Origin of the sequence: Bradyrhizobium lablabi (assembly GCF_018131005.1) — a bacterium.
In the GTDB taxonomy this organism is placed as follows: domain Bacteria; phylum Pseudomonadota; class Alphaproteobacteria; order Rhizobiales; family Xanthobacteraceae; genus Bradyrhizobium; species Bradyrhizobium lablabi_D.
The window spans coordinates 321,183-336,276 of sequence record NZ_JAFCJK010000004.1 but is presented as its reverse complement, the minus strand read 5'-3'; the positions used below and the strand labels follow the sequence as shown (position 1 = coordinate 336,276).

The 15,094-nt window shown below is 63.1% G+C and carries 13 protein-coding genes; 2 read left to right on the top strand and 11 right to left on the bottom strand.

Going from position 1 to position 15,094, the window contains the following annotated elements:
• Nucleotides 1-84: 84 nt before the first annotated feature.
• Entirely contained in the window at nt 85-774 is a 690-nt protein-coding gene (locus tag JQ553_RS14600) for an L-2-amino-thiazoline-4-carboxylic acid hydrolase (RefSeq protein WP_212500654.1), read from the top strand.
• 63 nt (nt 775-837) lie between these two features.
• Here JQ553_RS14600 and JQ553_RS14595 read toward each other — a convergent pair whose 3' ends face one another.
• The gene (locus JQ553_RS14595; protein WP_212500653.1) at nt 838-2,322 is read right to left on the bottom strand and encodes an aldehyde dehydrogenase family protein; all 1,485 of its coding nucleotides are present in this window, start codon (nt 2,320-2,322) and stop codon (nt 838-840) included.
• A 117-nt stretch (nt 2,323-2,439) separates the two neighbouring features.
• Between JQ553_RS14595 and JQ553_RS14590 the strand changes: the two genes are divergently transcribed.
• Nucleotides 2,440-3,525 (top strand): substrate-binding domain-containing protein, encoded by a 1,086-nt coding sequence (locus JQ553_RS14590; protein ID WP_212500652.1) that lies wholly within the window; start codon nt 2,440-2,442, stop codon nt 3,523-3,525.
• 111 nt (nt 3,526-3,636) lie between these two features.
• On the opposite strand, the gene JQ553_RS14585 is transcribed toward JQ553_RS14590, so the two are convergent.
• From JQ553_RS14585 to JQ553_RS14540, 10 genes are all read right to left on the bottom strand, one after another.
• A complete protein-coding gene (locus tag JQ553_RS14585) occupies nt 3,637-3,969 on the bottom strand; it encodes a GYD domain-containing protein (RefSeq protein ID WP_212500651.1) in 333 nt (110 codons plus the stop codon).
• A gap of 333 nt (nt 3,970-4,302) precedes the next feature.
• Nucleotides 4,303-5,205: an SMP-30/gluconolactonase/LRE family protein gene (locus tag JQ553_RS14580; RefSeq protein WP_249144277.1), complete on the bottom strand. Its 903-nt coding sequence runs from the start codon at nt 5,203-5,205 to the stop codon at nt 4,303-4,305.
• Nucleotides 5,206-5,449: 244 nt separating this feature from the next.
• Nucleotides 5,450-5,944, bottom strand: coding sequence for a cupin domain-containing protein (locus tag JQ553_RS14575; protein WP_212500650.1), 495 nt, complete (start codon nt 5,942-5,944; stop codon nt 5,450-5,452).
• 242 nt (nt 5,945-6,186) lie between these two features.
• Nucleotides 6,187-8,886 carry a nitrate reductase gene (locus tag JQ553_RS14570; RefSeq protein WP_212500649.1) on the bottom strand — a complete coding sequence of 900 codons (2,700 nt, stop codon included), beginning with the start codon at nt 8,884-8,886 and terminating at the stop codon, nt 6,187-6,189.
• 1 nt (nt 8,887) lies between these two features.
• Nucleotides 8,888-10,105: an FAD-dependent oxidoreductase gene (locus JQ553_RS14565; protein WP_212500648.1), complete on the bottom strand. Its 1,218-nt coding sequence runs from the start codon at nt 10,103-10,105 to the stop codon at nt 8,888-8,890.
• Between the two features lie 9 nt (nt 10,106-10,114).
• Nucleotides 10,115-10,540 carry a globin family protein gene (locus JQ553_RS14560; protein WP_212500647.1) on the bottom strand — a complete coding sequence of 142 codons (426 nt, stop codon included), beginning with the start codon at nt 10,538-10,540 and terminating at the stop codon, nt 10,115-10,117.
• A gap of 115 nt (nt 10,541-10,655) precedes the next feature.
• Entirely contained in the window at nt 10,656-11,450 is a 795-nt protein-coding gene (locus JQ553_RS14555) for an ABC transporter ATP-binding protein (protein WP_212500646.1), read from the bottom strand.
• A 10-nt stretch (nt 11,451-11,460) separates the two neighbouring features.
• Nucleotides 11,461-12,363 (bottom strand): nitrate ABC transporter permease, encoded by a 903-nt coding sequence (gene ntrB / locus JQ553_RS14550; RefSeq protein ID WP_212500925.1) that lies wholly within the window; start codon nt 12,361-12,363, stop codon nt 11,461-11,463.
• Nucleotides 12,364-12,432: 69 nt separating this feature from the next.
• Entirely contained in the window at nt 12,433-13,749 is a 1,317-nt protein-coding gene (locus JQ553_RS14545; RefSeq protein ID WP_212500645.1) for a CmpA/NrtA family ABC transporter substrate-binding protein, read from the bottom strand.
• A 318-nt stretch (nt 13,750-14,067) separates the two neighbouring features.
• On the bottom strand, nt 14,068-14,982 hold the full coding sequence (locus JQ553_RS14540) for an intradiol ring-cleavage dioxygenase (protein ID WP_212500644.1): 915 nt from the start codon (nt 14,980-14,982) through the stop codon (nt 14,068-14,070).
• Nucleotides 14,983-15,094: the final 112 nt, after the last annotated feature.

The window sequence follows — 15,094 nt, the reverse complement described above, 5'->3', positions numbered from 1 at the left end:
AACCAGCTCTCGCTGAGGGTCGGGTGAGGGGCTGCATCCTTGATACGATCCGACCTTGCGATATGCAATTGTGTCAGGTGTCTCATGGCTGAGACCATCCATCCCTTTTACGAGTCGCATCGCGGTGCAATGGAGGCCGCCATGCGCCATCGCTTCGACCTTGCCGAAACGATGTTGCGCGTGCGCACGCATCTATCCGATATTGACGCGATTAGGCAGGAGGTGATGGACGAATTCGAAATCGTGCTTACGCAAATGCCCTATGTCGGCGGCGTGGCAAGTCGCATGAGCGATTTCTTCATGCGCCTCATGGGCTTTATGGCCATCAGCCGAGTGCTCCGGCGACACGGCGTGTCGCTGTCCGTAATCGGCGAAATCGAGCGGGAAACCTACAAGGCGCAATTGCTGACCGCACCCGAAGCGGAACGTCTCGCTTCGGGACGTCAATTCATGTCGTCGGAGAATCAGACTTTGCTGCGCCAGCAGGCTGCAAAAAGCGCTACAAAAAGCCATCAGAAGGACTTTCCGGAAGATTTCGTCTACGATTTCGTCGAACCGGGCCCGGGTGACAGCTTTGAATTCGGCATCAACTACAGAGCTTGCGGCTTTTGCAAATTCGCGGCTCGCCACGGAGACGGAGAGATCCTTCCGAACATTTGTGGGCTTGATTTCGACGCCTATGCAACGCGAGGCATCCACCTGGAAAGGACACTAACGTTGGCTGGCGGCGCGAACCACTGCAATTTCCGATTCTCGCGGCTCCCGTCGGACTAAAGCGCGATGAGATTGGGCTGAATCGTCATCGCGCTTTAGGTACCTTGTTTGAGTGTTGCGCCGTCAAACGTTGAGATTCATCCACACCGCCTTGGGCTCAGTGAAATTGTCGATCGCGGCAGTGCCGTGCTCGCGGCCGAGCCCGGAGTCGCGTTCGCCTCCCCATGGCAAGCGCACATCCGTGTAGCCATACGTGTTGATCCACACCGTTCCGGCGCGCGCCTTCTTCGCAAAGCGCTGCACGCGGCCGATGTCGGCACTCCAGACGCCGGCGGCAAGGCTGTAGGCGGTGCCGTTCGCGATCCGCAGCGCATCGGCCTCGTCCTTGAACTTGATCACGCTGACGACCGGGCCGAAGATTTCTTCCTGCGAGATGCGCATCTCGTGCTCGACATTGGCGAATACCGCGGGTCTGAGAAAATAGCCGCGGTCGCCGACGCGCTCACCGCCGGTCGCAAGCAACGCGCCCTCTTTCCTGCCGATCTCGACATAGTCGAGGATCGAGCGCATCTGCTTCTCCGAGATCACCGGACCGAGCGCGGTGGCGCGGTCCGCGGGATCGCCGATGCGCAGGGCCTCGGCGCGGGCGACCAGACGTTCCACCACCTCGTCATAGGCCTTCTCCTGCACCAGCACGCGCGAGCCGGCCGAACACACCTGCCCGGCATTGAAGAAGATGCCGGCCGCCGCAGCCTTTGCCGCGGCCTCGAGATTGGCATCGTCGAAGATGACGTTGGCGGACTTGCCGCCGAGTTCCAGCGAGACGCGCTTGAAGTTACCCGCCGCGCCACGCATGATTCCGCGGCCGACGCCGGGCGAGCCGGTGAACGTGACCTTGTCGACATCGGGATGATTGACCAGCGCCTCGCCGACAACACGACCGGGGCCGGTGACGACATTGAGCACGCCGCGCGGCAAGCCCGCCTCAAGCGCGAGTTCGCCGATCCGCAGCGCCGACAGCGACGTGAGCTCAGCCGGCTTCATCACGACGGTGCATCCGCAGGCGAGTGCCGGCGCGAGTTTCCACATGCCGATCATCAGCGGGAAATTCCACGGCACGATGGCGGCGACCACGCCGACCGGTTCGCGGACCGTGTAGGTCAGCGCGTCGTCGCGCGCGGACACCACGTCGCCGCCGATCTTGTCGGCCCAGCCGGCGTAATAGGTGAGCGTGTCGATGGCGGCGGGAAAATCCTGGCGCTGCACCCCCGATATCGGCTTGCCGGCATCGAGGCTCTCCAGCGCAATGATCTCGTCGGCGTGCTGCTTCAGAAGCTCGGCCCAGCGAAGCAGGATATGGCCCCGCTCGGCCGCGCGCATCGTTCGCCACGGCCCCTCGAAGGCGCGCCGCGCCGCGGCAACCGCACGATCGACGTCTGCCTCATTGCCTTCGGCGATTGTCGCGATGACCTGCTCGGTCGCGGGATCGAGGGACTGGAAGCTTCGTCCGGACGACGCACGGACGCGAGAGCCGTCGATCAGCAGCAACTCGTCGCGGACAGCGGTCTCACGTGGCGCTTCCCAAGTGTAGTCATATGCAACAGACATCATATTTCCTCCTGTCTGATCTCTAACCTAGGGAGGTTCTATCGCTGATAAAATATGATATCTTGTGCCTATAACGCTATCTTGATATGAATTGAATTTCATATTTAGGGATGAAACATGCTCCAGATCGAGATCGAGACCGTCTGGCGGTTTCGCAAGGATGACAGCCCGCAGACCGCGGTCGTGATGCTCGGCATCCTCAACGAGATCAGGAAAACCGGGAAGATCACCAGTGCCGCCAACGATGCGCATCTTTCCTACCGCCATGTCTGGAACCTGATCGAGCAATGGTCGGAATTCTTCGGCGTGCCGGTGGTGGAGACGCAGCGCGGCAAGGGCTCGCGCTTGACGCCGTTCGGCGAGAAGCTGGTATGGGCTGGCGAGCGCATGCAGGCACGGCTCGGGCTGCAACTCGAGAATCTGGCGCAGGAACTGGTCACCGAGATCAAGCCGTTCCTGCATCAGCGACCGTCGGTAATTCGTGTCCATGCGAGCCACGGCTTCGCGGTGTCGAAGCTGCGCGAGTTCCTCGATCGCGAGAGCGGGATGGGCGTCGACCTGCGCTACGTCAGCAACCAGAACTCGCTGGTCTCGCTGGCGCAGGGCGCCTGCGATCTCTCCGGCGTACACCTGCCGCGCGGCGAATTGCGTGCGCAGGGCATCAAGGCCTGCAAGGAATGGCTCGATCCGCGCGAGGACCGCGTGATCAGCTTTGTCACGCGCGAGATGGGCCTGATGGTCAAGCGCGGCAATCCGCTGAAGATTGGCTCGCTGAGCGACCTCGTCGAGCAGAAGGCGCGCTTCGTCAACCGCGACCACGATTCCGGCACGCGGTTGTTGTTCGATCAGCTATTGGCGCTCCACCGGATCCCTGAAAGCAGGATCAATGGCGCGCAGCACATGGAATTCACCCACGCCGCCGTCGCCGCCTATGTCGCAAGCGGCATGGCGGACGCAAGTTTCGGCGTCGAGGCGGCAGCGCGCCAATTCGGGCTCGACTTCATCCGCTTGCTGACCGAGGACTATTTTTTCGTCTGCAAGCGAGCGTTCCTGGAGACCGAGCCGATGCAACGCGTGCTCGACATCATGAAGAGCAGTGAATTCCACGCAGCCGTGGGCGCCCTTCCCGGCTACGTCGCATCGGATGCCGGCGCCGTCAGCGGCGTGAAGGATTTTCTCGACAGGATGCATTCCGATCGCTGATCGGCTGCAAATCCCGGCCGCTGGACCCGTTCGCGACCCGGCGCGTTCTTGATCCCGGGGCGGGCGTATGCGCGCCCCGGGATCCAGCACGGCTGTACAGTTACCGCACGATCATCGTCCGGGCGGAACATATACGGCCGCATAGCGGGACGCCTTCTCCGCAATGCCCTTGAATTCACCAAGCGTCCAGGCGCGCACGGTCTCTATCTTGGCTACGGCGCCGCTCGCACCTGCAGCCATTCCGAAGGCGACCGCATCCGATCCATCAGCCAGCTCGGTAACGATGACGACGTCATGGGGCCCCGTTGTCATGTAGGCCGCGACAAGCTTGCCGCCCGCCTTCTCCACCAGCGTCTTGATCGCTTCAGTGCGATCGGCCGGCTTGTCCAGCATGCCCTTGATGCCGGTGTTGGAATATGAGGCATAGGTGACGAATAAAGGCATTTTCTCCTCCGTTTGACGGTTGTTCGAAGATGCACTTTGGAATTTGGGATGGCCCCGACATCGGGGTCGAGATCGATGCCCGCCGACGGCATGCCCGTTGCCATTAAGTATCAAGGGAGACTTCGGCACGTCCAACTGGCAACTCGACCACCATTATATCGCGTCTGCGCTGCATTTGCTGACCCGTTTCACTTACCCATTCCGGATGAGTCACGCCGTTCGCGGCGCCAGCGTCGAATTGCCCGCCTGCGTTACTGACGATGCTGCGCTCGACTGCAACGCGAACGGCGTGCGCCTGCGATTGCCGTGAGTGCGAGTGGCGACAGACGACCGCTATCCGTCCAGCCCACTGATGTCAGCCAGCAGCACCGTGCCGGTCACCGATTCCGTGATGTACAGCCGGTCGCGCTTTTCGCCCCCGATCGCGACATTGGTGCAGCTCTGCCCGGCGCAGGATTTGATCCGCGCGATCAGTTCGCCGCCAGGCGCGAACACGAAGACGTGGCCGAGCGAGGCATGGGCGACGAACAACCGCCCGGCTTTGTCCATCGTCATGCCATCGGGCCCGCTCGGGCCGAACATCGAGCAAAAACGGCCCACCTTCGAGACGCTGCCGTCCTTCATGAAGGGCGCGCGCCAGACCGCATTGTCGCGCGTCATCGCGACGAACAGTACGGCCTCGTGCGGATCGAGCACCAGGCCGTTCGGGCTGATGCCGGTGTGGATCAGGCAGTCGAGTTGTCCATTGGTCCGCAGCCGATAGACGCGGCCGGTTGGATCGTGCAGGCCGGTCTGGCCCTGGTCGGTGAAATAGATGTCGCCGTTGGACGCAATATGCAGATCGTTGCAGCCACGGAACGATTCCGAATTGCGCGACCTTAGCAGCGGCGTGACCTTGCCCGCTTTGGCGTCGAGTTCCATCAGCCCATGGCGGTAGTCGGCGATCAGAATGCGGCCTTTGACGTCGATCTTCAGCCCGTTGGGCCAGCCGTCATATTCGGCAACCAGCGACCACCTCCTGTCCGGCGCGATCCTGAAGATGCGGCCGAAGGGAATGTCGACGATGTAGAGATTGCCTGACGCGTCGAAGGACGGGCCCTCGATGAAGCAGTCGGTCGGGACACCGGGCCGGTTGGCGTCGGCCCATTCGGTCGGCACCTTGCGGCGGAATTCGTCGGGGACGGAGGAAAAAACTTCGGTCGTGATCAGTTTCGGCGGCGTTTCCAGGTACATCATTGCTTGGGTCACATCCATCGGCGGAGGGGGATGGACCATAGAGGAGATCGCAGCAAACGTCGCCCCTCATCCGGAGGGCACGCGGGACGCCCGTCTCGAGGGATATAGGCCGCAGATGGAATCCTCATGGTTCTCCCGGCGATGCGAAGCATCGTCCGGAGACCGCGCCCAACTGGCGCTTCGGGCGATAAGCGGACATGCCTTCATGACAGCCGACGCGCGCCGTCTCCGCCGCCTTTTCGCGTTACCTACTACTTTGCCGCGACTTACGCAGTACAGTGTTGCTGTGTCCATTCCGGACGATGTCGATAACAAGCAGCCTTGTCGGCTGCTCTCCTGCATTTTCGCCAGTATGCCACCGCCCCACCGACTCCACCACGAAGTCTCCTGGCCCATACGTCTTGCTTTGACCGGTCTCGGTGTCGGTCACGCGCAAGCTTCCCGACAGGATGTAACCGTACCGAGGATACGGATGCTCGTGCTCTGGAAGGTGCGCCCGAGGGAGGATTTCGAAGATAGACGCTACCAGCTCCGCGCCCTTCTTCGGCAATACGATCTTTTGCCCCGCCGACGTAGTCGTCGTGGAGAGCAATTGCTTAATCGTGACGTCCGTTTGCTGCTGCGCGTAGGCCGGTGAATTCAATGATGCCAACAATGCGACGGCCAGGCATTGCAGGCCGCGCGATAGCGCAATTCTGCACCACGGTTGGGCCCGGAAAACTCTGAAATATCCAGTCATGGTGAACGGCTTGCAGTTTGCTGTGATCCATCAAGGTCGTTGAGAAAGATCTAGCCACTGGATGATCGCGCGCAAGTCTTCAAAATTCACACTACAGTGTCCAGTATTGGACGACGGCGATGTGGCCATTCCGAGCTCAAGTTGTCCGCTGTGGGTCAAAATAAACTCACCTTGAGCACAATCGGTCTGCTCCGCTGCCGGAAGCGGACTTCCCATTAGCCGCTTGTGAGCACACGTTCTTGCTAGTTCGCCGCCGTCAACCGCGGTTGCGCAGCATCGCCCGGCGTTTGCGCGATCAACCGCTTCAGCTCCGGAATGCAGGAACCGCAATTGGTGCCCGCTTTCAGCTTCGCGCCGATCTCAGCCGCCGAACGCGCGCCGCCCGTGATCGCATCGCAGATCGTGCCGCGGGCGACGCCGAAGCAAGCGCAGACAACCGGGCCCGCGCTCGCTACGCCGTCCGCCGATTTGCCGGACAGCAGCACGCGGCGCTGCGTCTCGCTCAAGACATCCGCCGCGAACAGGCTCTTCACCACGTTCCAGTCGCCGGCATCCGCTGCCGGCCCGACAAACAGGCACGCTTCGATGCGATCGCCGCTGAACGAGGCGGCGCGATAGATGCCGCCGCCGAAATCATTGTACTCTGCAAGGTCGTCGCCGGCCTTTGCCTTCATCCAGGCTTGCCAGCCCGCAAGATCGGCATTGTCGGCAAACAGGTAGCCGTGTCCGCCATTGACGGCGACGCGGGCGACCAAGGCATGCGCGGGGAATTCGAGCGGCGCCCGCGACAGCGCGAAACCGCGAAACACATATTCGTAAGGCGCGATCGCGGCCGGCGTCGCCTTGTTTTCGGGCTGGCCGGAGAACGGATCGGTGAATGGCGCCACCAGCGCGCCGACTCGCGCGCCGGTCGCGGTCGCCTCGCTCCAGTGAATCGGCGCAAACAGCATGCCGCGCTGCTGCCGCGCGCTGACCGCAACACGCAGCGTGCACTGGCCATGGTCGGTCGTGATGCGCGCGAAGCTGCCGTCCGTGACGCCATATTTCAGCGCGTCGTCGGGGTGCACCTCGACGAACGGTTCCGGCAGATGCTGGCCGAGCCGCGGGCTCATGCCCGTGCGCGTCATGGTGTGCCATTGGTCGCGGATGCGGCCGGTGTTCAACCGGAGCGGACGCGCCGGCGTCGTTTCCGTGCGCAGCGCCGGCATCTCTGGCGCGACGAAGCGCGCCTTGCGATCATTGGCGAAGAAGCCGCCGTCGGCAAAGAAGCGGGCCTGCGGCTGCGCGTCAAGCCGGATCGGCCATTGCACCGGCTCCATCGCGTCAAAGCCGTGGTCGGAGACAGTCTTCAATCCGCCGATGTCGAAGTCGCGTGCGCCGTCGTTCTCAAATGCCGAGAGCGCGGCGTGCTCGCGGAAGATATCTGCCGCCGAGTTGAAACCGAACGCCGCGCCGTGTCCGAGCCGCTTTGCGATCTCGCACAGGGTCCACCAATCTGGCCTCGCTTCACCAGGCGACTTCAGGAAGGCGCGCTGCCGTGAAATCCGCCGCTCCGAATTGGTCACGGTGCCCGACTTCTCGCCCCAGGCCTGCGCGGGCAGCAGCACATGCGGACCGGCCGTCACGGTGTCGTTCGAGGCCACATTCTCGGAAACTACGAACAGGTCGAGCTTCCGCAACGCCTCGCGCACGGCGTCGGCGTTCGGCAGCGACACGACCGGATTGGTGCCCATCACCCACAACGCCTTGATCTCGCCGCGTGCAATCGCCTCGAACATCTGCACCGCCTTCAACCCTTCATGGGTTGCGATGCGCGGCGCCTTCCAGAACCGCCTCACACGATCGATGTCCGGTGGCGTGAAGCCCATGTGAGCGGCGAGCTGGTTGGCGAGCCCACCGACCTCGCGGCCGCCCATCGCGTTGGGCTGGCCGGTCAGCGAGAACGGCGACGCGCCCACCTTGCCGATCCGTCCGGTGGCCAGATGGCAATTGATGATGGCGTTGACCTTGTCGGTGCCTTGCGCCGACTGGTTGACGCCCTGCGAATACAGCGTCACCACCCGCGGCGTGGCGGCGAACATGCGGAAGAACGCCGCAACATCCTGCTCGGCGAGACCGGTCGCCAGTGCCGTCGCAGCGGCGCTGCCCGCCATGCTCCGGGCACGAGCCAACGTCTCGTCGAAGCCGGAGGTGTAACTTTCGATGTAGCCACTATCGAGCGCGCCGTTGTCGGCAAGATGCACCAGCAGGCCGTTGAACAGCGCGCTATCGGTGCCCGGCTTCAGGCCCAGGAAGAGGTCCGCGTCGCCGGCGGTGTCGGTGCCGCGCGGGTCTATCACGACGAAGCGCGCGCCGCGCTGCTGCTTGTTGGCAAGCATGCGCTGGAACAGCACCGGATGGCACCAGGCGGCATTGGAGCCGACAAACACGAGGAGGTCGCCCTCGTCGAGATCCTCATAGCAGCCGGGCACCGTGTCGGCGCCGAAGGCGCGGCGGTGGCCGGCGACCGACGAGGCCATGCACAGCCGCGAATTGGTGTCGACATTGCCGCTGCCGATGAATCCCTTCATCAGCTTGTTGGCGACGTAGTAGTCCTCCGTCAGCAACTGGCCGGACAGATAGAACGCCACCGCGCCGGGACCGTCACGCGCGATGATGTGCTGGAAACGGTGAGCGACGTGATCGAGCGCGTCGCTCCAGTCGACCCGCTGCATCGCGTCACCGCAGCGGATCATCGGATAAAGCAGCCGGCTTTCGAGTCCCAGCGTCTCGCCGAGCGCGGAGCCTTTCGAGCACAGCCGGCCGAAATTGGCGGGGTGATCCGGATCGCCTGATATCGCCGCGCCGCCCGCGCCATCCGGCGTTGCCAGCACGCCGCAGCCGACGCCGCAATAGGCGCAGGTTGTTCTGACGGCCCGGAGCGCGGGATCGACGGTTGTCATCTCACGCTGCCTCTGCCTGCATCGCGAGCGAGCGGCCGAACACCATGTCGGCACGCATCTGCGCGACCGGCTTCCGGGTGCGAATCAATTCGAGATACCAGAGCGCATCGGCGGTGTCGCCGATCAGTACCGCCCCGCTCAGCCGCCCGTCCGCAACCACGAGCTTCCTGTACGTGCCGTGATTGACGTCGCGGAGCACGAGGCTCTCGCTGCCGTCGGCGCCGAGAAAATCGCCAGCCGAGAATACGCCGACACCAGACACTTTCAGGTTGGTCGCGACGACGCTGCCGGCATAAGCCGCATCGCCGCCCGCGAGGTGCCGTGCAAGCACGCGCGCCTGCTCGTAGGCCGGCTCGACCAGGCCGTAGCAGATGCCGCGATGCTCGGCGCATTCGCCGATCGCGTAAACATCGGCAATCCCGGTCTGCAGCCGGTCGCCGATCACGATGCCGCGGCCGACCGGAATGCCCGCGTCCTTTGCGAGCGCCACATTCGGCCGGATGCCGGCGGCGAAGATCACGGCGTCGGCCTCGATTTGACGTCCGTCCGCAAGCTCGACTCCGGTGACCCTGCCTTCGCCGTGAATCCGCGCGGTGCTGGCACTGAGCACGATCTCGATGCCCTTGTGCTCGACCAGCGATTTCAACAGCGCCGCCGCCGGGCCGTCGAGCTGCCGTTCCATCAGGCGGTCCATCAGATGCACCAGCGTCACCGCCGCGCCGGCCTTGGCCAATCCATAGGCGGCCTCGAGCCCGAGCAGGCCGCCGCCGACCACGACGACACGCTTCTTCTGCGCGGCAAGCGTCAGCAGCAGATCGACGTCCCGGCTGTCGCGAAAGGTATTGACGCCGGCAAGCTCGGCGCCGGGCACATTGAGCCGCAGCGCCGAGGAGCCCGTCGCCAGCACGAGCTTGGAGAAGCTGATGCTCTCCTCATTGGCGATCTTGACCTCGCGACGGCCGATATCGATCTCGGTTGCCATGCAATTGTATTTCAGCGTGACGCCGCGCTCGCGCCACCACGATGCGGGCTTGAGTTCGATCTCATGCGAGGCGGTTTCGCCGGCCAGCACCGACGAGAGCAATACGCGGTTATAGGCGAGCCGCGGCTCGTCGCCGATCACGGCGATGGCATAGCGGCCAAGCGCGACCTTCGACAATTCGTCGACCAGGCGCGCCGCTGCCATGCCATTGCCGATGATGACCAAGGGCTCGCTCACGGCAACTCCTTACTCGGCGACCTGGGTGCGGCCATAGGCTTCCGAGATCATGTAGCCGGACAGCGTGCCGTAAGCGGCAGTCCAGGCGGCTGCGACGTCCGCCGTCCAGGCCTCACCCAGCCCCTTCTCCAGCGTCCATAGCAGCGCGCCGCCGACCACCGGATAGTGTTCGGCCTTGGCGCCGTAGCCGACGTGGCGTTTGGCGAGCGCGCTGGCGGCCGAAAGCATCGACGGGAGATCGCTCAATCCGTTGACGACGACGGCCAGCGTCGTCATCAGTTTCCTGCGCTGCTCGGTCATGTCGTCGGGAAACATCGCCCTGACGCCGGGCGCGACCTCGAACAGGCGGTCGTAGAAAATGAGCGCCGCCTTCCCGGAGATCGGCGCGACCTTGGCGAAACTATCCTGGACCAGCTTGACCTGATCGGGCGTCATCAAGTGCCTCCCTGCACGGTGCTTCCCTCGCCGCTCGATGCGGCGCGGCGGAGAAGACGTTTTTTCCGAGCATGATTTTGCCGAAAAACCGGTTCTGACTTTTTCGGATCATGCTCTACGCGGCCTCGACGAAGCGATGTCGCTCGTAGAGGAATTCAAGCACGCGCTGTCGGCATTTGAGATAGCTGGAATTGGCCGCGAGCTCGAGCCGCTTGCGCGGGCGCGCCAGCGGCACCTCGAGCACTTCGCCGATCCGCGCGCTCGGCCCATTGGTCATCATGACGATGCGGTCGGACAGCAACACGGCCTCGTCGACGTCGTGGGTGATCATCAGGATGGTGTTGCCGAGCTTCTGATGCAGCGCCATCACCGAATCCTGCAGATGCGCTCGCGTCAACGCGTCGAGCGCGCCGAACGGCTCGTCAAGCAGCAGCACCTTCGGCTCCATCGCGAGCGCCCGCGCGATGCCGACGCGCTGCTTCATGCCGCCGGAGATTTCGTTGGGCCGTTTGTCCCTGGCATGCGCCATTTGCACAAGATTGAGGTTGTGCATCACCCAGGCGTCGCGCTCGGCCCTGGTCTTCGTCTTTGCGAACACCTTGTCGACGCCGAGCTTCACGTTCTCGTAGACCGTGAGCCACGGCAGCAGGCTGTGGTTCTGGAACACCACCGCGCGATCCGGCCCCGGCGAATTGACCTCGCGGTTCTCCAGCAGCACGCAGCCGTTGGTCGTGCCGGTGAGGCCGGCGACGATGTTGAGCAAGGTCGACTTGCCGCAACCGGAGTGGCCGATGATCGAGACGTATTCGCCCTTGTCGATCGTCAGGTTGATCTCTTTCAAGACCTCGGTCGTGGCGCTGCCACGGGTGAAGGTCTTGTCGATATGGTCGAGCTTCAGATAGGCCTGCATGCCTTCCCCCTCAGTTCGCGACGGTGCCGCGGGTCACGACCTTGCCGAGGCCTGCGATCAGGCGATCGAGCACGAAGCCGATGATGCCGACATAGAAAAGAGCCAGGATGATTTCGCTGATGTGCGAGGAATTCCAGGCGTCCCAGATGAAGAAGCCAATGCCAACGCCGCCGATCAGCATTTCGGCGGCGACGATCGCAAGCCACGACAGGCCGATGCCGATGCGCAGGCCGGTGAACATATAGGGCGCGGCCGCCGGAATCATGATCTTGGTGAAGAACTCGAGCGGGTTGAGCTGCACGACGGCGGCGACGTTGCGGTAGTCCTGCGGAATGTTGCGGATGCCGACCGCGGTGTTGATGATGATCGGCCATATCGAGGTGATGAAGATCACGAAGATCGCCGACGGCTGGCCATCGCGAAATGCCGCAAGCGAGAGCGGCAGCCAGGCGAGCGGCGGAATCGTGCGCAAGACCTGGAATAGCGGATCAAGCCCGCGCATCGCCCAGACCGACTGTCCGACGAGCGTTCCGAGCGCGATACCCGCGACTGCGGCGAGCGAATAGCCAAGCGCGACGCGCTGCAGGCTCGCGGACAAATGCCAAAACAGCCCCTTGTCGATCCCGCCGCGATCGAAGAACGGATCGAAGATCAGCTCCTTGGTATCCTTGAACACGCGAGAGGGCGGCGGCAGGGTCGAGCCGGCACGCCGACAGATCAACTCCCAGATCACCAGCAGGAGCGCGATCACAATCACCGGCGGCACGACGCGCACCGCGGCCTCCCTCGCCATCCTGGCGTAGGTCTCGGTGCGCGGCGCGCGCTTGGGCATCATGGTCACGACCGGCGCCGCGTGAGCGTTCGACGGCAGCGCCGCCGCGGTGGCTTCGGTCTTCATGGCAGGCATAGACATCGACATCGAAAGGAAATCTCCGTGGTCAGGGGGAGCGCGGCGCGAGACTCTCGCGCAGCTTCACGCGGATCAGACGTCAACACGCTTGATGGACAACGACTTGAGATACGCGGCGGGATTCTCGGGATCGAAAATCTTGCCGTCGAAGAAGATCTCCTTGCCGCGCGATGTCGAGGCAGGGATTTCGGACGCGGGCACGCCAAGCTCCTTGGCGGCCTCCTTCCAGAGATCCTCGCGGTTGACCTTGGCGATCAGTGCCTTGGTGTCGAAGCCCGCCTCATATTTGCCCCAGCGGATGTCCTCGGTGAGGAACCAGAGGTCATGGCTCTGATAGGGATAGGAGGCGTGGTCTTTCCAGAACCGCATCTGCTGCGGCGAATCTTCGACCATGCGGCCGGTGCCGTAGTCGAATTTGCCCTTCATGCGGTCGGTGATGTCCTCGACCGGGCAGTTGATCCACTGCCGTTTGGCGCAAATCGTCGCGGCTTCTTCGCGGTTCTCGGCCTTCTCGCACCATTGCTGCGCTTCCATCACGGCCATCAACAGCGCTTTTGCGGCCCTCGGGTTCTTGTCGACCCAGGCAGCGCGCAGGCCGAACGATTTCTCGGGATGCTTGTCCCAGAGTTCGCCGGTGGTGATCGCGGTGTAGCCGATTTGCTGGTGGATAAGCTGAAGATTCCACGGCTCGCAGACGCAGAAGCAATCCATCGTGCCGACCTTCATGTTGGCTACCATCTGCGCGGGCGGCACCACGATGGTCTCGATGTCCTTGTCGGGATCGATGCCTCCAGCTGCAAGCCAGTATCGGATCCACAGATCGTGCGTCCCGCCGGGAAAGGTCATGGCTGCCTTGACCGGCTTGCCGCCTGCCTTCTTCTTTTCCAGAGCCGGCTTGAACGGTGTGGTATCGACGCCGATCTTCAGGTCGGCATACTCCTTGGCTACCGAGATGCATTGGCTGTTCAGGTTGAGCCGCGCCAGGATGTACATCGGCGTCGGCTGATTGTTCTGCGTGACTTTGCCGGCCGAGATCAGATACGGCATCGGGGTGAGGATATGCGCGCCGTCGATCCCGTTGCCTTCGGAGCCGAGCACGAGATTGTCGCGCGTGGTGCCCCAGGAGGCCTGCTTCTGCACCTCGACATCCGGCATACCGTATTTAGCGAAGATGCCCTTCTCCTTGGCGACGAACAGCGGCGAGGCGTCGGTCAGCGCAATGAAGCCGAGCTTGGCGCCCTTCACTTCGGGACCCGCGCCTTGCGCAACCGAGCCGGCGGGGAAGTTCAGCTTCGCCGCGGCGAGCAGCGCCGCGGCACCGCTGGTCGCCTTGAGGAGCTGGCGACGGCTGATCGCGCGGCGAGAGGTCTCTTTGGTCGGCTTCGTCATGAAAAAGATGGTCCTTTGCGTCTTCAGATGGCCGTCCGCCTGATGGGACCACCGCGCGCAGGGAGGCGCGTTCCGGGGAGGCCCCGGCTGGTGGCAACACAATTCGGATAGGGTGGTCTCGGAGGACGGCGTCGATGGCGTCGGCGCTAGCTATTCAAGCATCGTGCCAAGCTCGCGCATGATGAAAAGTATAACAATTATAAATACTTGCTGAGAATTCTGGCGCGGGCGACAAATTGTGCCCGCTCCCAAAACTTGCGATTCGCTCAATTCTTGTGCGCCGCACAAGAATTGAGCAGACAGTCTCGAGCACCTCGCTCAGGCGTCTTCGGCCACCTTCGTGCCGAGCGGCGCGGGCGCCATTCCGCCGCCCGGCTTGAGGCGGAATTCGTAGGTCATCAAACTCCATGGTCCGTCCGCCGACTTGCCGTCTGGCATCACCGGATCGGTGCGCTTCTCGATCGTGGCGATCAGTTCATCCTTCACGCCGAACACGACGTCGGAGTCGAGATATTTGTCGCCATCCATGAAGACATGCGTGATCAACGGTTCATAGCCCTTCGCATTGACCAGGAAGTGCACGTGCGCCGGCCGCATCGCATGACGATTCGTCTGCTTGATCATCTGCCCAACCGGGCCATCGGTCGGAATCGGATAGCTGCACGGCACGATGGTACGGAAATAGAAGCGGCCGTCGGCGTCCGTGATGAAGCGCGCGCGCGACGACGGGCCTTGCGCGGTGTAGTCCGGCTTCTGTGAATCGTAGAAACCGTCGTCATCCGCATGCCAGATATCGACCGGCACGCCCGCGAGTGGCTTGCCCTTCAGGTCGGTGACGCGACTCTGCACGAACATGCGCTCGCCCGGCAGGCTCGCTGAAATGTCGGCGCCGTGCGGCGTTACCTTGTGCTCGCCGACGTAGAACGGGCCGAGCACCGTGGTCTCCGTGGCGCCGTCGCGATTGCGGTGGTTGACCGCATCGACCAGCATCGACACGCCAAGCACGTCGGAGAGCAGGATGAATTCCTGGCGGATGTCGGTGCATTTTTGTCCGGTGCGGGTCAGGAAGTCGATCGCATAGTCCCATTCCTCGAAGGTGAGGTCGGTCCGGCGCACATAATCATGCAGTGATTTCACGAGTTCCTGCAGCAGGAACTTGACCCGTGGATTGGGCGTTTGGTCGAAGCTGCGGATCACGGCCGTGGTGAGCTCGGCGTCGTTGAACTGAGTCATCTTGTGCGTTTCCTGAAGGTGCGATTGCAGGCGGGAGCCTACACCACTGGCGGCATGCGGGTAAGCGCCAAGCGCTTGGAACGCGACACCGTTTTCGGCTAACAAGGCTTTC